Source organism: Streptomyces sp. NPDC002911, from assembly GCF_053591835.1.
In genome coordinates this window covers 128923-153318 of record NZ_JBSFUO010000005.1, presented here as the reverse complement: position 1 = coordinate 153318, position 24396 = coordinate 128923, and the positions used below count along the sequence as shown (strand labels likewise).

The window sequence follows — 24396 nt, the reverse complement described above, 5'->3', positions numbered from 1 at the left end:
ATGGGACGACTCGTCCCCGCGGTGACCAGGGCGCTGGATGTTCTCGAGCTCTTCCTCCAGGGCGAGGGAACCCTTTCCGCCCCCGAGGTCACCCGCAAGCTCCAACTGCCGCGGACCACCGTCCACGAACTGCTCACCACGCTCGCCGCACGTTCCTACCTGGTCACGGTCCCGGGGCAGCCGGGCCGCTACCGGCTGGGCGTGCGCACGTACCAGCTCGGCAGCCGTTACGCCGAGCAGCTCGACCTCGCGGCCGAGGGGCAGCAGGTGGCCCGTGAGGTCGCCGAGACCTGCGGCGAGACCGTCCACGTGGCGATCCTGGAGGGCACCGAGGTCATCTACATCGCCAAGGTGGATTCCACGCACGCCGTCCGCATGGTCTCCGCCGCGGGCCGCAAACTGCCCGCCCACTGCACCTCCGTCGGCAAGCTGCTGCTCGCCGCGCTCCCGGAGGCGGAGCTGGACGCCCGCCTCGACGGGCGCGAGCTCATCGCCATGACCGACAACAGCCTCACCGACGCCGTGGAGCTGCGGGCCGCGCTCGCCGACGTGCGCAAGCGGGGCATAGCGGTGGAGCACCGGGAGTCGAACCCGGACGTGAGCTGTGTGGCCGCGCCCGTCCGGGACCGGTCCGGACGAGTCGTCGCCGCGCTGTCCATCTCCGTGCCGATGATCCGCTGGAGCGAGGAGCGCGAGGCGGAACTCGCGCAGCTCGCGGCGGGCGGCGCCGACGCGCTGTCCGGCCGGCTCGGACACCACAGGGGCCAGATATGAGGCCGTCCCTCGAGGTGGCCGTGCGGGAGCGGGCCGAGCTGGGCGAAGGTCCCACCTGGGACGCGGCCACCGGGCGGCTGGTCTGGGTCGACATCCTCTCGGCCCGGGTCCACACCTACGACCCGTCGACCGGACGTCGTACGGTCATGGCGACCGGTCAGCACGTCGGGGCCGCGAAGCCGCGTGCGGGCGGCGGCCTCGTGGTCGTCCTGCGGGACGGCACCGGACTGTACGACGCAGAAGGCGCCTTCTCGTGGCTGGTCCGCGAGCCCGTCCCCGGGCGGCGGGGCAACGACGCGGCCGTGGCACCGGACGGCGCGCTCTGGGCGGGCACCATGCGCTACGACGAGGCGGAGGCGGGCGGCTCCCTCTCCCGGATCGCCCCGGACGGCACGGTGAGCCGCGTCCTGGACACGGTCACGGTCAGCAACGGCACCGGATGGAGCCCGGACGGCCGGCTCATGTACTACACCGACACCCCCACACGGCGCATCGACGTCTTCGACGTGGAAGGGGAGCGCGTCCTGAACCGACGTCCCTTCGCCACGCTGGAGCAGGGTTCCGGCTGGCCCGACGGCCTGACGGTGGACGCCGAGGGCTGCGTGTGGACCGCCCTCTGGGACGGCGCGGCGCTCCACCGCTACACCCCCGACGGCCGGCTGGACCGGATTGTGGAGCTGCCGGTCCGGCGGCCCACGGCGTGCGCGTTCGGCGGGCCCGGCCTCCGTGACCTGTACGTGTCCACCGCCCGGACAGGCCTGGAGGCACCTCACCCGCTGTCGGGCTCCCTGCTCGTGCTGCCGGACGTGGGGCAGGGGCTGCCGGGGACCCCGTTCGCCGGATGAGCGGGCGGAGGGCCGGAGTACGCGTTGCCGCCGCCTTCCTCGGCCGGTGCGGGGGCGGACCCCGGGAAACCTCCGTATAAAGGGCCCTGAGGGCGACGCAGGCGGAGGGAGGCCCCGGGATGCACTCGAGCGAGCGGAAGCCGCCCCGCCCCCTCGCGGAGGACCACGGCCCGGTCCGGTACGGGCCGCCCGCCCCCGACCCCGGTCTCCCCGTGCTGCCCGAGCTCGCCGGCGTGCTGGCCGCGTCGGCCGCGAGGACCCGTCCCGAGCCGCCGGGAGGCGGGACGATCCTGCGGGAGGCGGCCTCTGCCTACTGGGACCGGCGGAGCCTGCACGGCGGACCGGAGGGCATCGTGGCGGCTCCGGGCGCTCAGCCGCTCCTGCTCTCCTTGATCGCCGCCTACGGCGGCGACGTGCTCATGCCCCGGCCCTGCCCGGCCACCTGGATGCCGCAGGCGCGGCTGCTGGGCCGGCCCGCCTACCACGTGCCGACCCCTGCCGAGTGCGGCGGCGTTCCCGACCCGTACGCCCTGCTGGAGACCGTACGCAGGGTGCGCGCCGAGGGCGGCAGGCCCCGGCTGCTCCTGATCTCCGTGGTCGATGACCCGACCGCGACCCTCGCCCCGCCGGAACTGGTCCGCGAGGCGTGCGAGGCCGCGGTCTCCGAAGGGCTGCACATCGTCAGCGACGAGACCTGGCGCGACACCCTGCACCGGCCCCACGACACCGTCCTGCTCAGTCCCGCCGAGATGTGCCCCGACGACGTCACCGTCCTGTCCGACCTGGCAGGATCCCTCACTCCGTCCGCCTGGCCGGTCGCCGTGGCACGCTTCCCTGCCACCGCACGCGCCGCCGCGCGCCGCGCCCGGGTCCTCGACATCCTCACCGCGCTCGGCGCCCTCGTCGCGGAGCCGGTCGCCAGGGCCGCCGCCCACGCGCTGGGTGAACCCGAGGCCGTCAGGGTGAGGATCCGACAGGCGGCACACCTCCAGGCCCACGTCGCCTCCGCCGCACACCGCGCGGTGCTCACCGTCGGTGCCCTGGCAAGGCCGCCGCAGGCCGGCCGTCACCTCTACGCCGATCTCGGCCCGCTGCGCCCCCGGCTGGCCGCCCGGGGCGTCACGGACTCCATGGAGCTGGAGGACTACCTGACGCAGCGTCTCGGCGCACCCGCTCCCGGCGGGCACCGGTTCGGGGACGAACTGGGAGCGCTGCGGGTGCGACTGAGCACCGGCCCCCTGCTCGGCTCGACCCCGGAACAGCAGATGGAGTCCCTCACTGCGGTGGAGCCCTTGCAATTGCCCCATGTCGCCCGAGCACTGAGCATTTTCGCAGCAGCCCTCGATGAACTCCGATGACAGGAGCCTCTCGATGACGGAACAGACCGAGCGTCCGTTCGCCGGAGCCGGCCGGGCGCCCACAGGCCGTCCCGTCGCCGCTCCGCGCCGCCTCGGTGAGCGCCGGACCTGGCCCCGCAGCTTCGCCGACCGGCTCACCGCACCGCTCCCGGGTGTCAGGGGCATGACGCGCCTGGCCAGGGAGCGCGCCATGCGGCCCAACGCGGAGGGACTCCGTGGTATTCACCGGCTGCCGTACGCGCCCCAGCCGCTGCCCGTCACGGACACGGACACCACGGCGGTCACCTGGGCCGGACACGCCAGCTGGGTCGTCCGCGTGGGCGGACTCACCGTCCTCACCGACCCGGTCTGGTCGCGGCGCATCCTGGGCACCCCGGCGAGGATCACCCCGGTCGGCGTCCGCTGGGAGGAACTGCCGGCCGTCGACGCGGTCCTGATCAGCCACAACCACTACGACCACCTCGACGCCCCGACCCTCCGCAGGCTGCCGAGGGAGACCCCGCTCCTCGTACCCGCCGGTCTCGGCCGCTGGTGCCGTCGCCGCCGCTTCACCTGCGTCACCGAGCTCGACTGGTGGGAATCGGTGGAACTGGGCGGTGTCCGGTTCGACTTCGTGCCCTCCCACCACTGGTCCAAGCGCACCCTCCTGGACACGTGCCGGTCCCTGTGGGGCGGCTGGGTGCTCGGCGACGCGGCAGGACGGAAGCTCTACTTCGCGGGAGACACCGGGTACGGCCACTGGTTCAAGGAGATCGGCCGCCGCTACCCCGGACTGGACCTGGCCATGCTGCCGATCGGGGCGTACGAACCGCGCTGGTGGCTCTCGGACGTGCACACCGACCCCGAAGAGGCCGTCCAGGCGTACGAGGACCTCGGGGCGCGCGCGATGGCCCCGATGCACTGGGCGACGTTCCTGCTCTCCGCCGAACCGGTGCTCGAACCGCTGACCCGGCTCCGCGCCGCCTGGCAGCAGGCCGGATACCCGCGCGCCGACCTCTGGGACCTGCCGGTCGGCGGCTCACGCGTCCTGGAAGCCTGACCGGAATCCGGCCGTCGTGCGACCGCGTCCCCTCAGTCGGCCACGCGGGCCCGCAGCCGCCGCCAGAGGGCCGGGGCCCCGCTGATCAGCAGCGTCAGCGTGACCGCCGCGAGCACGCCCTCCCACGGTTCGGCGAACAGCGAACCGCCCAGAAGCCCGATCAGCTGATACGTCGCCGCCCAGGCCAGGCAGGCGGGCACATCGCCCCGCGCGAACTGCCGCAGCGGCATTCGGCCGAGCAGACAGGCCAGCATCACGGGTATCCGCCCGGCCGGTATCAGCCGCGACAGCACCAGCACCGTGCCGCTCTGCTCGTCCAGCTTCCGCTGCGCCTGCGCGAGCCGCTCCGGTGCGGCCCGGCCGGTGATCGCCTCCAGCCACTTCGAGCCGTTCTTGGACCGGACCCCGCGCTTGCCCAGCCAGTACAGGCATATGTCCCCGAGGAACGCCGCGCTGGAGGCCACGGCGAACACCACGAGCAGGGCGAACGGTGACGTCTGGTGGAACGCCACCACGGCCGCCGAACTCACCAGTACCCCCGTTGGTACCACCGGCACCAGCGACCCCAGCGCCACGAGCAGGAACAACGACGGGTAGCCGACGGCCTGCTGCGTCGCCTCGGTCTGCAGCTGCCGCAGGACTTCGATCATCTACGGGCCTCCGGCCTCACATGCTCGCCGTGCCCCAGACGGTGCACCGCCACCCCGGGCGCCACCAGCGCCGCATGCCGTGCAAATTCGTCCCCCGGCGCATGAAACTCGTGCGGCCGGATCCGGTCCATCCCGATCGGCCAGTACGTGCCGTAGTGCACCGGCACCGCGGACTGCGGCTCGAGCATGGTCAGCACCTGCGCGGCGCGGGCCGCGTCCAGATGGTGGTGGCCCAGATTGGGCCCCCAGCCGCCGACCGGAAGCAGCGCCACATCCACCGGACCCACCGCGTCGGCCATGTCGTCGAACAGCCCGGTGTCCCCGGCGAAGTAGGTGCGGACCTCGCCCTCGACGACGTACCCGAGAGCGGGCGCCCGGTGCGGGCCGACCGGCAGCCGGCGTCCGTCGTGCAGGGCCGGAACCGCGCGGACCAGGACTTCGCCGACCCGCACCACGTCCCCCTGGGCGACCTCGGAGATCCGCAGCCCCCGTGTCCGGCGCAGCAGACGGAGGCCGGGGACCGCCCGGACGGCGCCCCGGGGCACGATCAGCAGGCTGCCGGGGGCGAGACGGGCCAGGGAGGGCAGATGCAGATGGTCGGAGTGCAGGTGGGAGATCAGAACCGCGTCGGCGATCGCGGCCTCCGGCGGCGGGACGTCACCCCGGCGGCGGCGCAGATGCGCGAAGCGACGCGCGAACAGCGGGTCGGTCAGCACCCGGACCCCGGTGTCCTCGATCGTGCAGGTGGCATGACCCCACCAGGTGACCTCCACCGCCCCGCCTCCTCGCCCGCGTCCGTCATTCCCCTACGCGTACGAGGGTAGGCGCTCCGCGCCCTCCTCACGCCGGAGTGCCTCCTCGCACCGGTTCCGGAACGGTCACGGGCGGCTACGGAGGGCTACGGCAGGGGTAGGGTCGTGGCCAGCATCCGAGTCCGGGGGGATCCGTCGATGGAGGACGTCAGCGCAGAGGTACGGGTGGCGGCCATCGCCAGTCTCACACCGCTGGAAGAGCTCGACGGCGATCCGTTCCTCGTCGATACCCGCAGCCAGCACGCCATGTGCGCACGCTGGGCCGCCGACCGGGGATACGTCGTCACCCGCCAGCTCCGGGTCTACCGGCTGCGCCCCGATCACCGCGCCCTGTGGGCGGGGGGCGGGGACGGGCAGGTCGAGCTGTTCGTGGCGCCCAACGACCGGGTGCTGGCCCGGGCACTCCTCTCGGTGCCGGACTTCGAGGCGGAGTGCGAGCGACGCGGCGTACGGCTGGAGATCGCCGGCCTGGAAGAACCCCTCTACACCGCGCGCACCAAGGCCGGCGTGCACCGCAGGCTCTCCATGCCGACCGCAGGATACGACGGCTGCTGATACCCGGAGAGGGCCCGGGGCCTAGAAGAAGTCCGGAAGAAGGGCTATGACAGGCTTGACGCGGGCCCATGACGTGCACCGGGCCCGGACCGTGAGGTGGAACGGCGTGAGTGACGGGCGATGGCGCAGAGCGGGGGGGACCCTCATACGCGTGATCTCGGTGTGGGCCGTCTCGACACTCACCCTGCTGGCACTCGCGGGGATCCTGCCCGACTTCCAGCTCCAGGCGGACGACGGCGACACCGTCACGAGGACCGCCTTCACCGCGGCCTGGGGCGCGGGTGCCTTCGGCCTGCTCTCCGCTCTGGTGTGGCCCGTGCTCGTCAGAGCGCTGCTCATCGTGCCCGCCCTGGTGCTGGGCGCCCTGGTCTTCTTCCTCAACGGCTCGCTGCTGCTCGTCGCCCTGCGACTCATCCCGGACGGGCGCGGCGACGCCGCCCCGGAGACCGCCGTCGTCGTGGCGGCCGTCATGTCCGCCGTCGCCTCGGCGACGTCCACCGCCCTCGCGGTCCGTGACGACGACGCCTACCGGCGCAGACTCTCCCGCCTCGCCGACCGGCGCCGCAGACGCAGTGGTGTACCTCGGAGTGCGGACGGCGGGCGCGGCGGCCCGCCCGGCATCGTGTTCGTCCAGCTCGACGGCGTCGGCCACGACGTACTCGAACAGGCCGCGGCCGACGGCCTCATGCCGACCGTGGCCGGTCTGCTAGCCGACGACGCGGGCCACCGGCTCACCCCGTGGACCACCGACTGGTCCAGCCAGACCGGCGCCAGCCAGCTCGGCATCCTGCACGGCAGCAACTTCGACGTGCCGGCCTTCCGCTGGTTCGAGAAGGAGACTGGCACCGTCATGGTCTCCAGCAGACCGGCGAGCGCACTCGAGCTGCAGCGCAGGGCCATCGCCCGCACCCATGACGGCGGCCTGCTCACCGTCGACGGCGCGAGCCGGGGAAACCTCTTCAGCGGTGGTGCGGACCAGCTCGCCCTGGTCCTGTCGATGGCCGCCAGACGGGGCAAGGGGCGCCGCTCGCGCGCCGGCTACTTCGCCTACTTCTCCGACCCGGCCAACGCGGTCCGTACTGCCCTGTCCTTCGTCGCCGAGGTCGGCCGGGAGATCGGTCAGTCCGTCCGGGCACGGGTGCGGAAGGAGTCGCCCCGGGTCAAGCGCGGCGGGCTGTACCCCTTCATCAGGGCGTTCGCGACCGTCGTCGAACGCGATGTGGTGGTCGCCGCGGTGATCGGCGACATGTTCGCGGGACGTACCGCGGTCTACGCCGACCTGGTCGCCTACGACGAGGTCGCCCACCATTCCGGGCCGTCCAGCAGGGACGCGGAGAAGGTCCTGACACGGCTCGACCGCTCCCTGGGCCTCATCCTGAAGATCGCGGACCACACCCCGCGCGACTACCGCATCGTGCTGCTGTCCGACCACGGCCAGAGCCTCGGGGAAACGTTCGCGGGACGGTACGGCCTCACGCTCAAGGACCTCGTACGGGCCGGCTGCGGGCTGCCCGTACCTCGCCGGGTGCAGCGCACCCGCAGCGCGTCGGAAGCCCGCGACGCGGTGCGCATCGCACTGCACCGGCCGGTCGACGGGGAGCTGGAGGCGGAGCACCCCGCCAAGCCCTCCGACCCGGTGGTGCTCGCCTCCGGGAACCTCGGGCTGCTGTCGTTCCCGGACATCGAGGGGCGGGCCTCGCGCGAGCAGCTCGACCGCCGCTACCCCGCACTGCTCGGCACCCTCGCCGCCCATCCGGGGATCGGCTTCCTGCTCGTACGGAGCGGAAAACACGGGTCGGTGGTGCTGGGCCGGAACGGGGCGGAGGTCCCGGTGGCGGAGCTCAAGGACGGGGAGGGGCCGATCGCCGTCTTCGGGCCGGGTACGGCGGACGCGGTGCGGCGAACCGACACCTTCCCGCATGTGGCGGACGTCATGGTCAACTCGATGTACGACCCCGAGACCGGTCGCGTCCACGCCTTCGAGGAGCAGATCGGCTCGCACGGCGGGCTCGGCGGAGAACAGTCGCGGCCCTTCCTGTTGTGGCCGCGAACGCTGACGGACCCGCTCGACGCCGTGGCGGCGGACACCCCCCGGGCGTTGTCTCCGGCCGGCCCGGCCGGCCCGGTCGGCCCGGTCGGCCCGGTCGGCGCTGAGGCGGTGCACCGGGTGCTGGCACGCTGGCTGAGGGAACTCTCCGGGCCCCAGGTGCCCCTGCGGCAGGAGGGCTTCTCCGGGGTGGTGCGGGCGGACGAACCGTTCCCGGACGCACGGGCCGGTGCGGATGCGCCCGACCCTGACGACGCGGTCCCGGGCCCACGCGGCTGAAGAGCCTGGGCGTCAGGCGGACTCGCGCCGCACCAGCGTCGGATGAAAGACCACGGAGGGTGCGGGGCCGCCGCCCGGTCTGTTGATCTGCTCCATGAGAAGCCGGGCCATCTCGGCCGCCATCTCCTCCACCGGCTGACGCACGGTCGTCAACGGCGGGTCGCACGCCACCGCCGCGTTGCTTCGTCGAAGCCCACCAACGCCACGTCCCCGGGCACGTCCCTGCCTGCCCGCAGCAGCACGGGCAGCGCACCCAGCACCATCAGGTCCCAGGCGATGAACACCGCGTCCAGGTCCGGCCGTTCGTGCAGCAGCTGCCGCATCGCCGAAGCCCGCCGGTGTGGGTGAAGCCCCCTCTGCGGCCACCACGTCCCCGATGCCGTGCTGCTCCAGGGCGTCCAGGAAGCCGGCCAGCCGGACCTGTCCCGCTCAAGGACCTCACGCCCGAGGACGAGAAGGTACTGCGCCTGGTGAGTGCGCACCTGGGCTCGCTCGCCTCGAGGGACCTCAGAGCGCGTTGCGCTGATGGCATGGAGCACTCCACCGAGTCATGGGCGGCCCGTAAGCGGGGCCTGACGGCCGAGTCGTCTTCCAGGTGGGCTGGGTCGATCACGACGTCAGCGGCCCTGCCCGCACAGTTCGGTCAGGTCGGCGAGCCGGTTCCCGAGCGCGGTCACGAGCAGGCCGGGGCCCGAACGGCGGTCAGGGGGCGTTGTCAGTGGCGGACGGCAGGATGGTGGTCATGACGACGAACTCAGTTGGTGTGCTCGCCGATACCGCCGCCTACGCGGCCGCCGTGGCAGAGGCGAAGCGTGCCGCCGCCGCGTATTACACCGCAGGTGAGAGCACGCTCGATGACGACGCGTACGACCGGCTCGTGCGCGGGATCGCGGCCTACGAGGAGGAGCACCCGCAGGAGGTGCTGGACGCCTCGCCGACCGGAAAGGTGGCGGGAGGGGCGGCGTCGGGGGACGTGCCGCACACCGTCCCGATGCTCTCGCTGGACAATGTCTTCTCCGCTGAGCAGTTCGTCACCTGGACCGCTTCCGTGGAGCGGCGGATCGGCCGACCCGTCGCCGCCTGGAGCGTGGAGCCCAAGCTCGACGGGCTCGCCGTCGCCGCGCGCTATCGGCAGGGCCGGCTCGACAAGCTGATCACCCGTGGCGACGGGACGGCGGGGGAGGACGTCTCGCACGCCATAGGGACGGTGCTCGGCCTGCCCGAGCGGCTCGCCGCCCCGGAAACCCTTGAGGTGCGCGGCGAGATCCTCATGACCAACGAGCAGTTCGAACAGGCCAACACGGTGCGCACGGAGCACGGCGCCGCCCCCTTCGCCAATCCTCGGAACGGGGCGGCGGGCACCCTTCGCGCCAAGGACCGTCCTTACCGCGTGGAGTTGACGTTCTTCGCGTACGGCGCGCTCGCGCTGCCCGATTCCGGTGAGCTGACGGCCACGCTGGCCGACCTCCCGCACAGCGAGGTCCTGGAGTATGCCGCCGGCCTCGGCGTGCACACAGCCGCGGACACCGCGGTCGCCCCGCGCACCGTCACCACGGCCGAGGAGGTGCAGGCAGGGGTGGAGGACATCGCCGCCCTGCGCGCCTCGTTGCCGTTCGGGATCGACGGCATCGTGATCAAGGCGGATCTGGCGGCCGACCAGCGCGACGCGGGCTCCGGGACACGGGCGCCGCGCTGGGCCGTCGCCTACAAGCTCCCCGCCGTGGAGAAGGTCACGCGGCTGCTGGACGTCGAATGGAATGTCGGCAGGACGGGCATCATCGCACCGCGGGCCGTGCTGGAGCCCGTCGAGATCGACGGATCCACCGTCAGCTTCGCCACGCTGCACAACCCGGCCGACATCACCCGCCGGGATCTGCGTCTGGGCGACCATGTGATGGTCTACAAGGCGGGCGACATCATTCCCCGCATCGAGGCGCCCGTCGCACATCTGCGGACGGGCGAGGAGCAGCCGGTCGCGTTCCCCGAGGTCTGTCCCCAGTGCGGCTCGGAGATCGACATGAGCGAGCAGCGCTGGCGCTGTACCCGGGGTCGTAACTGCCGCGTGGTCGCCTCCATCTCGTACGCCGCCGGGCGTGACCAGCTCGACATCGAAGGCCTCGGCGCCACCCGGGTCGTCCAGCTCGTGGACGCGGGCCTCGTCCAGGACTTCGCCGACCTCTTCACGCTGGAGCGGGACCAGCTGCTCTCCCTGGAGCGAATGGGAGAGACCTCCACCGACAATCTGCTCGCGGCGATCGAGACGGCCAGGACCCGCCCGCTGTCCCGCGTCTTCTGCGCACTCGGAGTACGCGGCACGGGCCGTTCCATGTCCCGCCGGATCGCCCGCTACTTCGCCTCGATGGACCGGATCGTCGCCGCCGACGCGGAGGTCCTGCAACGGGTCGACGGCATAGGTACGGAAAAGGCCGCGGCCGTCGTCACGGAGCTGGTGGAGCTGGCGCCGCTGATCGGCAAGCTGGTGGCCGCCGGAGTCACCATGACGGAGCCCAACGCGACCCCGCCGCCGGAGCCCGGCAGCGAGGCGGAGGACGGCGCCGATGGGCAGGACGCGGACGGCCTGCCGCTCGGCGGAATGACCGTCGTGGTCACCGGTGCCATGACCGGCGCTCTGGAGAAGCTCTCGCGCAATCAGATGAACGAGCTGATCGAGCGGGCCGGCGGCAAGTCCTCCTCCAGCGTCTCCAAGCGCACGAGTCTCCTCGTCGCGGGGGAGAAGGCCGGATCCAAGCGCACCAAGGCGGAGGAGCTGGAGATCGACATTGCCACGCCCGAGGAGTTCGCGGAGTTGGTCGAGCCCTATCTGGCCTTGGGGGTGTGAGCGGTAGCGGCGCTCGAGATCACCAGGGGAGTGGTGTTTCCGTGCCTCGTCTTGCATAGTGAAAGATCGATCACGCCTCCTTATCGGCGGCTCGGTGCGAGCCGACGGCTGTAGCGGCAAGACCTGAGGGTGAGGGCCGATGCGTTCTTCGCGTGACGGGCGGCGGCGCGGCCGACCGGTCCTCCGGCGGCGGGAGGCACCTGCCGTCGCGGCGCACCGGCCCGGCCCCCTCAGGAGGCCGGCTATCGACCTGGGCAGCTCCGGGGCCCGCGCCTGGGCCCCGGAGCAGGGACTCGTCGCCGGCGGACCGTCCGGCCGGGAGGACGGCGTCGGCCGGCCGGTCCGGCGGGGACGCATCGTCGACCCCGAGTCCGGTGCCGGACTGCCCGCCCGGATCGCAGGCTGCCAGGGTGTGCCGGTGCGCGTCGGTCCCGATCCCTCGACCGCCGTCGGACGGGGCGTCGCGCTGATCCCGGGTTCCGTCCTGGGTTCCGCCGGTGCAGGCGCGCTGTCCGTCCGCCCGGTCCGGCTGAGGTGAGCCCCCTCCCGGGGGCGCCCGGGGGGAACGCGCCCCCGCGGGGCCCGCACGGCACACCATCGCACCAGGCGCGGAACATCCTTGCCGCGCTGCTCCTCACTGTCCTGGCTCTTGTCGGCGGCGCACCCGCGGCGGCAGCCGGAGCAGCGCTTCCCGTGCGGGGCACCGTCACCGCGCACACCGCCGATTCCGCCGCCGAATCCGCCGGCCATGCTGCCGGGCGCGCCGCGTATGTCTGGTGGACGGAGGACGTCCCCGCGCCGGGGCCGCGTGCGGGCGCCGACCGTCCGCACGCCCCGCCCCACGTCCCCCCGCCCGGCTACGGCACCCTGCCACCGCGCACGCAGTGCCTTCCCCTGCCCCAGGGAGTCGCGCCCGTGGCAGCGGGCACTGCGTTCGTAGCCATAAGGGCCCAGGCGGCACTGCCCGGTGTGCGGGGCCCTCCCGAGCGGACGGCCGGTCAGCCGGCCTTTCACCGGCCCTGTTCCACAGAGCTGTCGCTCCGCCCTCCTCTCTGAGTCCCGGGCGGACGACGCCCACTCAAGGGGATTCCCATGACTCGCGCCACCACGGTGCGAGCGGTTCTGGCTGTCGCCGTTCTGCTCGTCTCCGTGTTCATCACGTTGACCATGTCACCCAGACTCGGACTGGACCTCCGGGGCGGTACCCGGATGGTGCTGCAGGCCCAGGACTCCGGTACCGCGAAGGCGGACCGGGAGAGCACCGATCGCACCCTGGAGGTACTGCGGCAGCGCATCGACTCACTCGGTGTCTCCGAACCGACCCTGACGCGATCGGGCGAGGACCGGATCATCGTCGAACTGCCCGATGTACAGGACCCGCGCCAGGCCGCCGACGTCATCGGCAGGACCGCGCAGCTCGGCTTCCACGCGGTCCAGGGTCCCGAAGCCGGGCAGAAGGACGGGGGGAAGACGCTTCCGGACGAACAGGGCACTCCGCTCGCACTCGGCCCGGAGCGGCTCTCCGGTGCCGGGGTCAAGGACGCCGCCGCACAGTTCGACGCCCAGCAGGGCGCGGGCTGGACCGTCTCGCTCGACTTCCACAAGGGCGCGGGCAAGGAATGGACGCGGCTCACCGGGGACGCCGCATGCAACCCGGCCGGGGACGAACGGCGCCGCGTCGCGATCGTCCTCGACGAGAAGGTCATCTCCTCACCCCAGGTGGATCCGTCGATCGGCTGCGAGGCAGGGCTGCCTTCGGGTTCCACCCAGATCACCGGGTCCTTCAGCGCCGACGAGGCCCGCGACCTCGCTCTGCTCATCAAGGGCGGCGCACTCCCCGTACCCGTCGAGATCGTCGAACAGCGGACCGTCGGTCCGACGCTCGGAGCCGCCGCCATCGACGCGAGCGCCCGGGCCGCACTCATCGGAGCCGCCGCCACCGCGCTGTTCATCACCTTCGCGTACCGGCTCTTCGGCGCTCTCGCCGCGCTGGCTCTTGGCGCGTACGGCGTGATCTCCTACGCGACCCTCGTCGTCCTCGGCGTCACCCTGACCTTGCCGGGACTCGCCGGATTCGTCCTCGCCATCGGCATGGCGGTCGATGCCAACATTCTTGTCTTCGAACGGGCCCGCGAGGAGTACACGGGCAGGACGAGCCGCTCGCTGCGCTCCGCGCTGACGGCCGGATTCCGTAACGCGTGGAGCGCGGTCGCCGACTCCAACGTCACCACCCTCATCGCGGCCGCCCTTCTCTTCTTCCTCGGCTCCGGGCCGGTCAAGGGGTTCGGGGTCACGCTCGGCATCGGTGTCCTGGCCTCGATGTTCTCGGCGCTCGTCATCGCCCGCGCGTTCACCGAGATCGCGGCCGGCTCCCGATTCGTCAACGACTACCGGGGCGTCAACGGCATCGCGCGGCCCGGCCGTGTCCGCACCTGGCTGAACACGCGCGACGTCCAGCTTTTCCGGTCGCCACACCGCTGGCTGATGATGTCCGCCGCGCTCGTCCTCGTCGCCGTGAGCGGCGTCCTCGTGCGAGGCATCGACCTGGGCGTCGAGTTCACCGGCGGGCGGCTGGTGGAATACTCCACCAGCCGCCCCGTCGACGTCGAGACCGCCCGCGACACGATCGCCGCCGCGGGCTTCGACGACGCCGAGATCACCACCGCGGGCGGGCAGGACCTCTCCGTACGCACCGGGAAGCTCGACAACGACGGCGAACACGCCCTGCGTGCCGCCCTGGCCGAGGCGGGCGGCGAGACCACCAAGGTGCGTGACGAGCTGATCGGGCCCAGCCTCGGTGACGAACTGCGGCGCAACGCGCTCATCGCCCTGGGCGTCGCCGTGTTCGTGCAACTCGCCTACCTCGCGGCCCGGTTCCGGTGGACTTTCGCCGTCGCCGCGGTCGGGGCGCTGGTGCACGACGTCATCATTCTGGTCGGCGTCTTCGCCTGGCTCGGACGCCCCGTCGACGGAATCTTCCTGGCCGCCCTGCTCACCGTGATCGGCTACTCCGTCAACGACTCCGTCGTGGTCTTCGACCGGGTACGGGAGCTGTGGGCCAGGAGCCGACGTACAGCGGTCGCCGACGTGGCCAACCGTGCGGTGCTGCAGACCGTGCCGCGCACCGTCAACACGGGGATGGGAGCCCTGTTCATCCTGGTCGCACTCGCGGTGCTGGGCGGCGACTCGCTCGCGGACTTCGCTCTCGCCCTCCTCATCGGCATCTGTGTCGGGACCTACTCCTCCGTGATGACCGCGGTACCGGGGGCGCTCCTTCTGGAGAGGAGCAGAAAGGCCCCGCCGCCGGCCAGGAAGCGGGCACCGAAGCGTGGGAAGCCGGCCGGGCGGACACGCCGGGATCCCGCCGACACCGGGGCACGCGTGTAACACGGACACACGACGCGCCGGGCAGGGCGGATGCGGCCCTGCCCTGTCCGGGGCGTTCGCCCGGCTCGACCGCCGGGCCGCGGCACGATCCTGAGCACGTCAGGTGATCGGAGTGTGCCGTGCACATGCCCTTCGTGCTGCGTGCGGCCCGGGACACGCTCGTACCCGACATGGACCGTCCGCACGGCCCGCTGCCGCCGATGGTGCTCGTCCTGACCGTGCTGCCCTGTGTCAGGCACGACAGCTGACGTACCCGGACGTAACGTGACGGGCACCGTGGACCGTACCGACATGCATCAGGAGCCGCTCCATGCCCGCTGAACCGCTGTCCGCTCACGACATCGAGGCCGGTCTGCGCGAGCTGCCCGGCTGGCAGCTCGAGGGGGACCGGATCACCCGCACCTACCGGCTGCCCTCCCACTTCGCCGCGACCGGGCTGACCGTCCACGTCGCCCAGATCCAGGAGGAGCTCAACCACCACTCGGACCTGACGCTGGGATACAACACCGTGGTGCTCGCAGTGCACACGCACGACGCGGGGGGCGCCGTCACGCGGAAGGACCTCGGTCTCGCCGCGCGCGTCGAGGCCGTTGCCGCCGGGCACGGGGCGACGTAGGCGGGTCCCACGGAGTACGGCCGGCAGGGCGCCGGGCGCGGGCGGCCGGTACCCACCGTCGATGCGTGGAACGCGCTCCGGAGTGGCGTCGCGCCGGATGACGACGCGTAAGCCGCTCGTACGACACCACCCGCGGCGGAGGTCACCGCGATGAGCTGGCCGGGGAAGGCCGGCTCGGTGACGCCGAGGACTGTGCTGACCGGGTGGTGGTCACCGAAGTACGCCAGGTCGGCTTCCGCTGTCGTCCCGGCGTTCTGCTGCGGGTTCACCACCTACAGGACCTGTACGGACCGGCCGGGGCGCGACAGGCGGCGGCACCCCCACCGCGCGATTGCGAGGGGGGCGCCGCCGGATGCGGGTGTGGCTCAGGCGCCGACGTTGAATTCGGCTGGGTCGGAGCCGAGGCGCTTGCCCTCGTCGAGTGCGGCGAAGGCGGCCAGGTCGTCGGCGTCCAGTTCGAAGTCGAAGACGTCGATGTTCTCCGCGATCCGTGACGGCGTCACGGACTTGGGGATCACCACGTGGCCCGTCTGCAGGTGCCAGCGGAGCACCGCCTGGGCCGGGGTCCGGCCGTGCTTGTGCGCCACGGCGACCACGGTCGGGACCTCCAGGAGGCCCTTGCCCGAGCCCAGCGGTGACCAGGCCTCGGTCACGATGCCGTGCTCGGCGTGGAAGGCGCGGGACCGGGCCTGCTGGAGCTGCGGGTGCAGCTCGATCTGGTTGACCGCGGGGACGACCGAGGTCTCACCCAGCAGGCGCTCCAGGTGCTCCGGGTGGAAGTTGGACACACCGATGGCCTTCGCGCGGCCGTCGGCGAGGATCCGCTCGAAGGCCTTGTACGTGTCGACGTAGGCGTCCTTGGCCGGCACCGGCCAGTGGATCAGGTACAGGTCGACGTGGTCCAGACCCAGTTTGTCCAGCGACGCGTCGAACGCGCGCAGCGTCGAGTCGTATCCCTGTTCGGCGTTCCACAGCTTGGTGGTGACGAACAGCTCCTCACGGGCCACTCCGGAGGCGGCGAGGGCCTTGCCGGTGCCCGCCTCGTTCCCGTAGATCGCGGCTGTGTCGATGCTCCGGTACCCGGCCTCCAGGGCCGTGGCGACGGCCGTCGTGGCCTCGTCGTCCGGCACCTGCCAGACGCCGAAGCCGAGCTGCGGCATCTCGAGGCCGTTGTTGAGGGTGATGGTGGGGACCTGGCTCACGAGCAGTCGATCCTTACGTTGTCGGTCTGGTACTCCGAGGAAGAACGAACAGGGGCGCCTAACCATTCCCACCTGCTGGGATCCGGCGAATCGGAAGAACGTTCCCATGGCGTGACCGTCAGGAGCATCCGGGGGACTCACCGGTAGAGGGCGTCGACCTCGGCCGCGTAAGCCGTCTCGATCGCCTTCCGCTTCAGCTTGAGCGACGGGGTCAGCAGGCCCTGCTCCTCGGTGAACTGATGTGCCAGGATGCGGAAGGTCCGGATGGACTCCGCCTGGGAGACCGCCGTGTTCGCGGCCACCACCGCCCGGCGCACCTCCATCTCCAGATCGGGGTCACGCACGAGGTCCGCAGCACGCATCGGTGTACGTCCCTGTATGGCGAGCCAGTGCTCCACCGCCTCGTGGTCCACCGTGACCAGCGCCGCGATATAGGGCCGGTCGTTCCCCACGGCGATGCACTGCGCGACCAGCGGGTGCGCGCGTACCCGTTCCTCCAGGCCGGTCGGGGCGACGCTCTTGCCCCCGGAGGTCACCAGGATCTCTTTCTTGCGCCCGGTGATGGTCAGATAACCGTCCTCGTCGAGCGCACCCAGGTCGCCGGTGGCCAGCCATCCGTCGTGCAGCACGGCGTCCGTGGCCTTGGGGTCGCCCAGATATCCGGAGAACAAGTGGGCGCCGTGCACCCAGATCTCGCCGTCCCGGGCGATGTGCACCGAGGTTCCGGGGATCGGCTGGCCTACGGTGCCGTAGCGGGTGCGCTCGGGCGGATTGGCCGTGGCGGCGGCGGTCGTCTCGGTGAGCCCGTAGCCCTCGTAGACCGTGACGCCCGCACCCGCGAAGAACAGCCCGAGCTGCCGATTCATGCCGGAACCGCCCGTCATGGCGTGCCGCACCCGGCCGCCCATCGCCTCCCGGAGCTTGCGGTAGACGACCTTGTCGAAGAACTGGTGCTGCATCCGCAGCCCGGCGGACGGCCCGGGGCCGGTCCCGAAGGCCCGCTCCTCCATCGCCTCCGCGTACTTCACCGCTATCCCGACGGCCTTGTCGAACGCCCCGACGCGGCCTTCCGACTCCGCCTTGCGCCGCGCACCGTTGAAGACCTTCTCGAAGATGTACGGCACCGCCAGGATGAAGGTGGGCCGGAAGGACACCAGGTCCGGCATCAGCGCCTTCGCGGACAGCTCCGGCTGGTGCCCCAGCTTCACCCGGCCGCGGAGCGCCGCGATCTCCACCATGCGGCCGAAGACGTGGGCGAGCGGCAGGAAGAGCAGCGTCGCCGTCACCTCGCCGGGCTTGGAGAGGAACACCGGGTGCCAGCGGCCGACCATCGTGTCGGCCTCGAACATGAAGGCGGCATGGGTGATCACACAGCCTTTGGGGCGCCCCGTCGTGCCCGAGGTGTAGATCAGGGTCGCTATCGACTCCGGAGTCACCGCGCGGCGGTGCCGGTGGACGACCTCGTCGTCGATCAGTACCCCGGCGTCGACGAGCTCGGTCACCGCGTCGGCGTCCAGCTGCCAGAGCCGGTGCAGATTCGGCAGCCTGTCGATCACCGAGCCGATCGTCATCGCGTGGTCCTCGTGCTCGACCATGACGGCCGCGACCTCGGCGTCGTGCAGCATCCACAGGACCTGCTCGGCCGACGACGTCGGATAGATCGGCACGGACTGGGCGCCGACGGACCAGAGGGCGTAGTCGAAGAGGGTCCACTCGTAGCGCGTACGGGACATCAGGGCCACCCGGTCGCCGAAACGTACGCCCTGCGCGATCAGTCCCTTGGCGAGAGCGAGCACCTCGTCGCGGAACGCGGCGGCGGACACGTCGTGCCATCGCCCTTCCGCGTCCTTGCGGCTGAGGGTGATCCGGTGGGGATCTTCCTCAGCGAAGTCGAAGACGGTATCGGCGAGACCGCCGACTTGAGGGGCAGCGGCCATGGCTGGGACAGTGAACTCGCGCAATGACTGCTCCTTGTGGCGCTCCGCACGGGCCGCGACGCTACCTCACCGCGCGAGCCCACGGGGGGCTCCGAACGGTCAGGGAATCGTGGCAACCGGGCATGGCCAACCGGGTAAATCGGGCCAGATGGGCAAGGCTCGGGCACGCTTCTGACCTACGAGTAAGTAGCTCGAGCGGGAATCTACACCGAATCTGTACGCAGCGCTTACAGCCCGTTACGCCGGCTCCGGGTGCGGCGGCACGAGGGGGCCGCGGTGGAGCCGGTCGCCGCCCGCCAGGATCGCAGCCGCGAGGGCGTCCGCCGCCTTCTGAGCGGTGGCCCTGCGGCGCCCGTGCAGCAGGACGAAATCCACATCCCCGAGCTCCGGCAGGCCCGCCCGGGACGGCACCGGCACGAGCCCCGGCGGGATGAGCCCACGGGTGTGCGCCATCACCCCCAGGCCCGCACGGGCCGCCGCGACGAGTGCGCTCAGGCTCGCACTCGTGCACGCGAAGCGCCAGGACCTGCCGTGCTCCTCCAGTACCTCCAGGGCGCGCGCACGGGTGATGCCCGGAGGCGGGAAGGCGATCAGCGGCAGCGGGCGCTCGGGATCGATCCGCAGCTGCGGGGCGCCGATCCAGGCCAGGGTGTCCTGCCAGACCAGCTGGCCGTGGATGTCGCCGGTGCGGCGCTTGGCCAGCACCAGATCGAGCCGGCCCGCCGCGAGCTGCCGGTGCAACGCGCCGGACAGCTCCACCGTCAGCTCCAGCTCGATCTCCGGGTGCTCGCGCCGGAAGGACTCAAGGATCTCCGGCAGCCGGGTCAGCACGAAGTCCTCCGACGCCCCGAAGCGCAGCCGTCCGCGCAGCCGGGTGCCCGTGAAGAACGCCGCCGCCCGCTCGTTGGCCTGGAGGATCGTCCGGGCGAAGCCCAGCATGGCCTCGCCGTCCTCGGTGAGATCGACCCGGTGCGTGTCCCGGCTGAACAGCTGCCGGCCCGCCTCGGACTCCAGCCGGCGGACATGCTGGCTGACGGTGGACTGCCGGACGCCGAGCCGGCGCGCCGCCTGGGTGAAGCTCAGGGTCTGCGCGACGGCCAGGAAGGTGCGGAGCTGGACGGGGTCGTACACGGTAGGAGGCTATCGCGAATCGTGATGACAGTCAGTGCGGTGTACGGGATTCCCGATCGCGGTGTTCGGGAGCACGATGGGGAGGGCACGATTCCACCGAGAAAGCACGGAGCACATGAACCGCCGCACCAGCCGCCGTATCCCCGCACTGCCGTCATGGCTGCCGGTCGATCCCTACATCCTGGCGCTGATCGGCACGGTGGCACTCGCGGCACTGCTGCCCGTGTCCGGGGCCGGTGCGGACGTGGCGGGCGGCGCCTCGACCGGAGCGGTGGCTCTGCTCTTCTTCCTCTACGGAGCACGGCTCTCGACCGCCGAGGCGCTCGACGGCCTGAAGCACTGGCGGCTCCACCTCACGGTCCTGGCCTGCACCTTCATGCTGTTCCCACTGCTCGGGCTCGCCAGTCACGGGCTGGTGCCCTATGTGCTGACCCCGCAGCTCCAGGACGGCTTTTTGTTCCTGTGCCTGGTGCCCTCGACCATCCAGTCGTCGATCGCCTTCACCTCGATGGCCCGGGGCAACGTGCCGGCCGCCATCTGCGCCGGCTCCTTCTCCAGCATCGCCGGGATCCTGCTGACGCCGCTGCTGGCCGCCGTGCTGCTGGGCGGCAGCGGGGGAGGGTTCTCCGCGGGCTCCCTCATGAAGATCATCCTGCAGCTGCTGGTGCCCTTCCTCGCAGGGCAGCTGCTGCGCCGCTGGGTCGGAGGCTTCACCGGCCGCCACCGCAAGGTGCTGGGCTATGTCGACCGGGGCTCGATCCTGCTCGTCGTGTACACGGCCTTCAGCGAGGGCATGGTGGCCGGGATCTGGAACCAGGTCACCCCGCTCCGGCTCGGCGCGCTGCTCGGCGCCGAGGCGGTACTGCTGGCCGTCATGCTCACCGTGAGCTGGTACGGGGCGAAACGGCTGGGCTTCGCACGGGAGGACCGGATCGCCATCCAGTTCGCCGGGTCGAAGAAGAGCCTGGCGGCCGGCCTGCCGATGGCGAGCGTCCTCTTCGGCGCGCACGCCAGTCTCGCGGTGCTGCCCCTGATGCTCTTCCACCAGATGCAGCTGATGGTCTGTGCGGTGATCGCCAAGCGCCGCTCGCGGGACCCGATGCCGGAGAGCGGAACGGTGCCGCAGCAGCCTGTGCCGGTGAGCTGACGCGGGCGGAAGAGGGCCCGGCCGACGCAGGAGGCCGGCCTCCTCTGGAGCAGGAGTACGTGGCCGTACGGAGGACCCCGTGAGGCACCGCCCTCGCGCTGTGTCGTACTGAGCGAGGGTGACCGGAAGGGTTACTCCGCCCCTCCGGTCGTGGCGTCCGTGCCGCGTGACTCGCTGTGCGTCGGATCACGTGGGCCGATCACCTCGCCCGGAACATCTGATGCCTGGGAGAGCCTGAGCTTGACGCGGCGCAGGGTCGGGTTCACTTGGTGTCGCATGATCTTGCGGAGGCGTCCGAGGTCGCTCGGAGCCCACACCGCAGTGGGGTCAAGCCGAACGAACTCCGGTTCCCAGCCCGGACCGAAGGTGACCTGGGTTCCGACCACGCCGGTACGGGTGTTCGCTTTTTTTGAGGCGGGTAGTCCGGCCACCGAAAATCGGGGTGAGCCGTTTCCCCGTCTTCGTACATAGAGTGAGAGGATGCTCGCTCAACGTGGCTGCCGTGGGCTGTTGTTCAGGGCAAAGGCACCCACGGACGTCAGTCCCGTGCGCGCTCCACCCGGCGAGTCGCCGCGCGCATGGCCTCGGCGTGCGGCGCATCCGCAGCACATGTCTCCGGGGGAGGTCCTCGAAGGGGACAGGGCAGTTGTCGATCGGCCGCATCCGAGCGGACCACGCGTCGTGGACGTTATGCCGGCGGCACGCCCCGAGGTGTGTGCTCCGGCCGACGGCGCCACTGGTCTCAGCGGCCGGCTTGTCGAGCTGCAGCGCGAATGGCCTCTGCATGCGGGGCATCGAAGGCGCGGGTCTCCGGAGCGAGATCACCGAAGGGGACCAGTGCTTCGTGAGCGCTGTTCACCGTCTGCATCCACGCGGACCAGGCATCATGGACGTCCTCGTCGGTGACTTGCTCCCCCTTGGCTTTCAGCAGCACGGCGTACATGCGGAACAGCGCGGCCGAGCCTTCCGGGGGCTCGGCCTCCGGGGGAGGCAGGTCCGGATCAGGGCGGCAAGGGGGTCAAGGTAGGTCACACGGTCAGTGTGCCCACAAGCAGAAGCAGATGCACCGCGACGAACACCAGGGGTACGACTCGTTCGGACGTGCCCAGCTCGGCGTAGCGCTTGCGCCAGCCGACGATCGGATCGCGGCGCAGGGCCTCCCACTCATCCGCGAAGATCTTGACCGGTAGAAGTTCCTCGATCTTGTTGATGCCCTTGAACTTAGCCGCGTTGAGGTCCCGGTAGCTGCGAAGCTGGAGCCACCAGGTGGCCGAGAGGGTGACGCCGGCCAGAGCCATGGCGAGCGCCGCCCACCAGGGAGACCTGGCAAGCTCTTTGAATCCGAGACCGACGAGGCTGATGAGCGCGGTCTGGACGGACAGGAAGAAGGCGTTCGCGGTCCCGCGGCGCGCGGAGACACGGTCGGCCATCTCCACGGCGAGCTTGTAAAGCTCGAGGACCTCCGCACGCTGGACCGGCTCGGACGGTGTTGTCACCGGCCTCCTCCGGCGAGGGTCTTGAGTTGGGGCCGCGTCCACCTGTAGGCCGTGCCGTCGGCCTTTGCAGTGGCCTGCTTCTTGCCGGTCTGCGCCTTGTGCCCGTTCGGTGCTTCCTTGATCGGCCCGTCATGCACCTCGAAGGGTGAGTCAGGGTTCCTGGCCTGTCCGGACAGGAAGTCCTTGAGGGTCTTGTCGTAGTCGAAACTCACGAACACGCGCTTCCGCATAGGCGTTCCTTACTCCAGGTGTGCGTACCTGCGCGCATCGTAAGGGCCGACTCCGGCGGCGGTCCTCGAAATGGAGAACCCCGCCCCTGCGCTGCCCGGGCGGGACAGGAGCACCCTGAACGGCTCCGCTGCTCACCCGTGTGGCTACGCCCACCGCACGTGTGAGGGACTGCGCGGCCTGCTTCAGGTGCCGTCCTGCCTCGGAAGGTGTGCTGCTGTGGCCACGGGGAGTTGAGCCAGCGGGCCCAGTACCGGTTCCAACTCACGCCTCACCAGTCGACGCAAGGTCCAGACCAGTCGCATCCTCGGCACTATCGGATCGATCCGGTTGAAGGTCGCATTCCACTCCTCATCGAAAGAGATGATGCCCTTCAATCTCAGGTCCCAGCGCTGGCCCTTGGCTCGCGGGAGTGGAGGCGGAAATGGCGGAAGCGCAGGCAGTCGCGGCCACACGCCTGCTTCTTCCTCCCTCGACCGTACGGCGTAGCCCTGCGCGACGGCATCGCAGAAGGCGGCGTAATCGGCCGACTCGCCGTAGACCAGCAGGACCAGCCTGATGGGAGGGAGCGTGCGCAGGGCTTCAGTGAACTCCCAGACCGTTCCGGGTCCCGGAGCCGCGGTCATCATCACTACGTGGGCGCCCTGGATCATTTCGCTCACGGTGTCCTGCCAGTTGTCTACAGGGAGATAGCCGCGTTCCGCTCCGAGCAGGGGAAGCCGCTCGCCCGGTCGGCCGACCGCGACAACCCGCCCGAGAGCCTTGAACTGCCTGACAAGGAAGTCCTCTTGCGTCAACCCGGGAATCTCGAAGGGGGAGCGCATGAGGCCACCTGGGGCGTCGGGCATGGGTAAGGCCATCTCCGGGTCGAGGCCGAACGGCCGCAAGTAAAGGACGTATCGCTCTTCAGGGAAGACCCCGAAGGATGCGATGGTCCCGGATCGGTGGCGCCTGCCTCTGACGATGAGGGGATAGCTGCTCGCGAAGAGCGCACCTCCGACCGCTAGGACCGGTAGCAAGATCAACAGGCGTGACCACATGGGGAGTCGTGCCACATCTCCAGCCGGTTCCTGCACCAGCACCCTGAACAGAGCGGCGCCACTGAACATCATGACCAGGCCGAGAGCGCCAGCTGTCCAGCCCAGACCTGTCAAAGTGCGTCCTCGGGCCACGCTCTGTGCCGACTGAGGTGGTCGACCCCTGGCGGATCGCGTTCTCACGTTTCCTCCGGTCAGTGAGGGCACTACTTCTTCAGCGGCAGTAATTGTGAGGGAGGCGTTCACCGTGTGGCAACGGCTCCGCCGTGCGCTGGACGTGGCGCGTCCGAGGGGCACCGATCACGAGACCGAACCCGACGACGCGGCAAATCTCCGGGTGCTGTTCCGCGTCAGTTCGCGGAGTCGACGGGGCGCTGAACGCAGCCGTCGATGGAAATCCAGCCGACTGAAGACGGCGAGCAGGCCGGCTCGCGCGTCGTCGTCACCGTGCGCCGTCCTTTGCCGGGCCGGGGTGTGGGGAGCCCCGTATGTCGCCGAGCCCGAGGCCGGTGCGGCTACGGGCGTTGGCCTCGGCTACGCGGGCGCTCAGCAGCTCCGCGGGGTCGAGCGGCCGTAGGCGGGCCGGTTCCGCGTCCCACTCGCGGCCACCGCCGAGCGGGCGGAGCTGGAGGTAGGGACCCTCGTGACCCATCACCAGGCCCACCCTGTCGCTGTCGCCGTCGTGTACGGCTGTCCCGAGGGGAGGTGCGTCGTCGTCTCTCACCTCGTTGCCCCGTTTCTGATCACCGTGGCGAGGGCCTGCGCGACGGGGGCGAAGCAGACACCGAGGTGGACGAGGGCGTATCTGGCCGGCTGTGCGCCGTCGCCGCTGTCCGTGTTCGGCCATGGGGTGCGCACGTCCATCGCGGGCAGCTGAATGCCGGCCCCGCTCGACGCGGTGGCGAGGGCGTCGCGAGCGTCGACGGCCTCCTGGATCTTGGCCGTCCGGCGGGGGTGAGGCGGCTTCTGCAACGGCTGCGTCATGGGTGTCTTCCTTCGGTCGTACTTTCGCGGAAT

The 24396-nt window shown here is 71.1% G+C and carries 23 protein-coding genes and 2 pseudogenes; 13 read left to right on the top strand and 12 right to left on the bottom strand.

What is annotated here, in order from left to right; translation table 11 throughout:
- The 4 genes from ACWD04_RS10615 to ACWD04_RS10600 all read left to right on the top strand — a co-directional run bounded on the left by ACWD04_RS10615 (nucleotide 1) and on the right by ACWD04_RS10600 (nucleotide 4016).
- Nucleotides 1–774 carry an IclR family transcriptional regulator gene (locus ACWD04_RS10615; protein WP_451130242.1) on the top strand — a complete coding sequence of 258 codons (774 nt, stop codon included), beginning with the start codon at nucleotides 1–3 and terminating at the stop codon, nucleotides 772–774.
- Nucleotides 771–1619: an SMP-30/gluconolactonase/LRE family protein gene (locus ACWD04_RS10610; protein WP_451130240.1), complete on the top strand. Its 849-nt coding sequence runs from the start codon at nucleotides 771–773 to the stop codon at nucleotides 1617–1619. Before ACWD04_RS10615 ends, ACWD04_RS10610 begins: the two co-directional genes overlap by 4 nt.
- A 119-nt stretch (nucleotides 1620–1738) precedes the next feature.
- Nucleotides 1739–2977 (top strand): aminotransferase class I/II-fold pyridoxal phosphate-dependent enzyme, encoded by a 1239-nt coding sequence (locus ACWD04_RS10605; RefSeq protein WP_451130238.1) that lies wholly within the window; start codon nucleotides 1739–1741, stop codon nucleotides 2975–2977.
- A 13-nt stretch (nucleotides 2978–2990) separates the two neighbouring features.
- The gene (locus ACWD04_RS10600) at nucleotides 2991–4016 is read left to right on the top strand and encodes an MBL fold metallo-hydrolase (protein ID WP_451130236.1); all 1026 of its coding nucleotides are present in this window, start codon (nucleotides 2991–2993) and stop codon (nucleotides 4014–4016) included.
- Nucleotides 4017–4048: 32 nt separating this feature from the next.
- Here the strand turns inward: ACWD04_RS10600 and ACWD04_RS10595 are convergent, their stop codons facing one another.
- Nucleotides 4049–4666, bottom strand: a complete 618-nt coding sequence (locus ACWD04_RS10595) for a DedA family protein (RefSeq protein WP_451130234.1) — start codon at nucleotides 4664–4666, stop codon at nucleotides 4049–4051.
- A complete protein-coding gene (locus ACWD04_RS10590) occupies nucleotides 4663–5439 on the bottom strand; it encodes an MBL fold metallo-hydrolase (RefSeq protein WP_451130233.1) in 777 nt (258 codons plus the stop codon). The genes ACWD04_RS10595 and ACWD04_RS10590 overlap by 4 nt, the downstream gene beginning before the upstream one ends.
- Nucleotides 5440–5616: 177 nt before the next feature.
- Between ACWD04_RS10590 and ACWD04_RS10585 the strand changes: the two genes are divergently transcribed.
- Both ACWD04_RS10585 and ACWD04_RS10580 read left to right on the top strand, forming a co-directional pair.
- A complete protein-coding gene (locus ACWD04_RS10585; RefSeq protein ID WP_451130551.1) occupies nucleotides 5617–6033 on the top strand; it encodes a hypothetical protein in 417 nt (138 codons plus the stop codon).
- 106 nt (nucleotides 6034–6139) lie between these two features.
- Nucleotides 6140–8359 (top strand): phage holin family protein, encoded by a 2220-nt coding sequence (locus tag ACWD04_RS10580; RefSeq protein WP_451130231.1) that lies wholly within the window; start codon nucleotides 6140–6142, stop codon nucleotides 8357–8359.
- Between the two features lie 12 nt (nucleotides 8360–8371).
- On the opposite strand, the pseudogene ACWD04_RS10575 reads toward ACWD04_RS10580, so the two are convergent.
- Nucleotides 8372–8788: pseudogene (locus tag ACWD04_RS10575) on the bottom strand (LacI family DNA-binding transcriptional regulator); the annotation flags it as partial.
- On the opposite strand from ACWD04_RS10575, the pseudogene ACWD04_RS10570 reads away from it, so the two are divergent.
- The 6 genes and pseudogenes from ACWD04_RS10570 to ACWD04_RS10545 form a co-directional block, all read left to right on the top strand.
- Nucleotides 8788–8973, top strand: a pseudogene (locus ACWD04_RS10570) (IS200/IS605 family accessory protein TnpB-related protein); the annotation flags it as partial. The pseudogenes ACWD04_RS10575 and ACWD04_RS10570 overlap by 1 nt on opposite strands.
- Nucleotides 8974–9101: 128 nt before the next feature.
- Nucleotides 9102–11198, top strand: coding sequence for an NAD-dependent DNA ligase LigA (ligA, locus tag ACWD04_RS10565; protein WP_451130229.1), 2097 nt, complete (start codon nucleotides 9102–9104; stop codon nucleotides 11196–11198).
- A 139-nt stretch (nucleotides 11199–11337) separates the two neighbouring features.
- A complete protein-coding gene (locus tag ACWD04_RS10560; protein ID WP_451130227.1) occupies nucleotides 11338–11736 on the top strand; it encodes a hypothetical protein in 399 nt (132 codons plus the stop codon).
- A gap of 554 nt (nucleotides 11737–12290) precedes the next feature.
- Nucleotides 12291–14585: a protein translocase subunit SecD gene (gene secD / locus ACWD04_RS10555; protein ID WP_451130225.1), complete on the top strand. Its 2295-nt coding sequence runs from the start codon at nucleotides 12291–12293 to the stop codon at nucleotides 14583–14585.
- 119 nt (nucleotides 14586–14704) lie between these two features.
- Nucleotides 14705–14833 (top strand): hypothetical protein, encoded by a 129-nt coding sequence (locus tag ACWD04_RS10550; protein WP_451130223.1) that lies wholly within the window; start codon nucleotides 14705–14707, stop codon nucleotides 14831–14833.
- Nucleotides 14834–14895: 62 nt separating this feature from the next.
- The gene (locus tag ACWD04_RS10545) at nucleotides 14896–15201 is read left to right on the top strand and encodes a 4a-hydroxytetrahydrobiopterin dehydratase (protein WP_451130221.1); all 306 of its coding nucleotides are present in this window, start codon (nucleotides 14896–14898) and stop codon (nucleotides 15199–15201) included.
- Nucleotides 15202–15566: 365 nt separating this feature from the next.
- On the opposite strand, the gene ACWD04_RS10540 is transcribed toward ACWD04_RS10545, so the two are convergent.
- From ACWD04_RS10540 to ACWD04_RS10530, 3 genes are all read right to left on the bottom strand, one after another.
- On the bottom strand, nucleotides 15567–16403 hold the full coding sequence (locus ACWD04_RS10540) for an aldo/keto reductase (RefSeq protein ID WP_451130219.1): 837 nt from the start codon (nucleotides 16401–16403) through the stop codon (nucleotides 15567–15569).
- 137 nt (nucleotides 16404–16540) lie between these two features.
- The gene (locus ACWD04_RS10535) at nucleotides 16541–18340 is read right to left on the bottom strand and encodes an AMP-dependent synthetase/ligase (protein WP_451130217.1); all 1800 of its coding nucleotides are present in this window, start codon (nucleotides 18338–18340) and stop codon (nucleotides 16541–16543) included.
- Between the two features lie 237 nt (nucleotides 18341–18577).
- Complete coding sequence (locus ACWD04_RS10530) at nucleotides 18578–19471, bottom strand: LysR substrate-binding domain-containing protein (protein WP_451130215.1); 894 nt, start codon at nucleotides 19469–19471, stop codon at nucleotides 18578–18580.
- 115 nt (nucleotides 19472–19586) lie between these two features.
- Between ACWD04_RS10530 and ACWD04_RS10525 the strand changes: the two genes are divergently transcribed.
- A complete protein-coding gene (locus tag ACWD04_RS10525) occupies nucleotides 19587–20618 on the top strand; it encodes a bile acid:sodium symporter family protein (protein ID WP_451130213.1) in 1032 nt (343 codons plus the stop codon).
- A 742-nt stretch (nucleotides 20619–21360) separates the two neighbouring features.
- Here the strand turns inward: ACWD04_RS10525 and ACWD04_RS10520 are convergent.
- From ACWD04_RS10520 to ACWD04_RS10495, 6 genes are all read right to left on the bottom strand, one after another.
- Nucleotides 21361–21561 (bottom strand): DUF7701 domain-containing protein, encoded by a 201-nt coding sequence (locus ACWD04_RS10520; RefSeq protein WP_451130211.1) that lies wholly within the window; start codon nucleotides 21559–21561, stop codon nucleotides 21361–21363.
- A gap of 85 nt (nucleotides 21562–21646) precedes the next feature.
- Nucleotides 21647–22114 (bottom strand): RipA family octameric membrane protein, encoded by a 468-nt coding sequence (locus ACWD04_RS10515; protein WP_451130209.1) that lies wholly within the window; start codon nucleotides 22112–22114, stop codon nucleotides 21647–21649.
- Nucleotides 22111–22344, bottom strand: coding sequence for a hypothetical protein (locus ACWD04_RS10510; protein WP_451130207.1), 234 nt, complete (start codon nucleotides 22342–22344; stop codon nucleotides 22111–22113). The genes ACWD04_RS10515 and ACWD04_RS10510 overlap by 4 nt, the downstream gene beginning before the upstream one ends.
- Before the next feature lie 183 nt (nucleotides 22345–22527).
- Nucleotides 22528–23496 carry a hypothetical protein gene (locus tag ACWD04_RS10505; protein WP_451130205.1) on the bottom strand — a complete coding sequence of 323 codons (969 nt, stop codon included), beginning with the start codon at nucleotides 23494–23496 and terminating at the stop codon, nucleotides 22528–22530.
- 325 nt (nucleotides 23497–23821) lie between these two features.
- Nucleotides 23822–24103, bottom strand: coding sequence for a hypothetical protein (locus ACWD04_RS10500; protein WP_451130203.1), 282 nt, complete (start codon nucleotides 24101–24103; stop codon nucleotides 23822–23824).
- Complete coding sequence (locus ACWD04_RS10495) at nucleotides 24100–24363, bottom strand: hypothetical protein (RefSeq protein ID WP_451130201.1); 264 nt, start codon at nucleotides 24361–24363, stop codon at nucleotides 24100–24102. Before ACWD04_RS10495 ends, ACWD04_RS10500 begins: the two co-directional genes overlap by 4 nt.
- Nucleotides 24364–24396: the final 33 nt, after the last annotated feature.

Bases quoted from the DNA above. Each gene is read 5' to 3' on its own strand.
- ACWD04_RS10605 (WP_451130238.1), top strand. From the start codon at position 1,739: ATGCACTCGAGCGAGCGGAAGCCGCCCCGCCCCCTCGCGGAGGACCAC.
- ACWD04_RS10595 (WP_451130234.1), bottom strand. From the start codon at position 4,666: ATGATCGAAGTCCTGCGGCAGCTGCAGACCGAGGCGACGCAGCAGGCC.
- ACWD04_RS10585 (WP_451130551.1), top strand. From the start codon at position 5,617: ATGGAGGACGTCAGCGCAGAGGTACGGGTGGCGGCCATCGCCAGTCTC.
- ACWD04_RS10545 (WP_451130221.1), top strand. From the start codon at position 14,896: ATGCCCGCTGAACCGCTGTCCGCTCACGACATCGAGGCCGGTCTGCGC.
- ACWD04_RS10560 (WP_451130227.1), top strand. From the start codon at position 11,338: ATGCGTTCTTCGCGTGACGGGCGGCGGCGCGGCCGACCGGTCCTCCGG.
- ACWD04_RS10495 (WP_451130201.1), bottom strand. From the start codon at position 24,363: ATGACGCAGCCGTTGCAGAAGCCGCCTCACCCCCGCCGGACGGCCAAG.
- ACWD04_RS10535 (WP_451130217.1), bottom strand. From the start codon at position 18,340: ATGGCCGCTGCCCCTCAAGTCGGCGGTCTCGCCGATACCGTCTTCGAC.
- secD (WP_451130225.1), top strand. From the start codon at position 12,291: ATGACTCGCGCCACCACGGTGCGAGCGGTTCTGGCTGTCGCCGTTCTG.
- ACWD04_RS10615 (WP_451130242.1), top strand. From the start codon at position 1: ATGGGACGACTCGTCCCCGCGGTGACCAGGGCGCTGGATGTTCTCGAG.
- ACWD04_RS10600 (WP_451130236.1), top strand. From the start codon at position 2,991: ATGACGGAACAGACCGAGCGTCCGTTCGCCGGAGCCGGCCGGGCGCCC.
- ACWD04_RS10525 (WP_451130213.1), top strand. From the start codon at position 19,587: ATGAACCGCCGCACCAGCCGCCGTATCCCCGCACTGCCGTCATGGCTG.
- ACWD04_RS10510 (WP_451130207.1), bottom strand. From the start codon at position 22,344: ATGCGGAAGCGCGTGTTCGTGAGTTTCGACTACGACAAGACCCTCAAG.
- ligA (WP_451130229.1), top strand. From the start codon at position 9,102: ATGACGACGAACTCAGTTGGTGTGCTCGCCGATACCGCCGCCTACGCG.
- ACWD04_RS10520 (WP_451130211.1), bottom strand. From the start codon at position 21,561: ATGTACGCCGTGCTGCTGAAAGCCAAGGGGGAGCAAGTCACCGACGAG.
- ACWD04_RS10610 (WP_451130240.1), top strand. From the start codon at position 771: ATGAGGCCGTCCCTCGAGGTGGCCGTGCGGGAGCGGGCCGAGCTGGGC.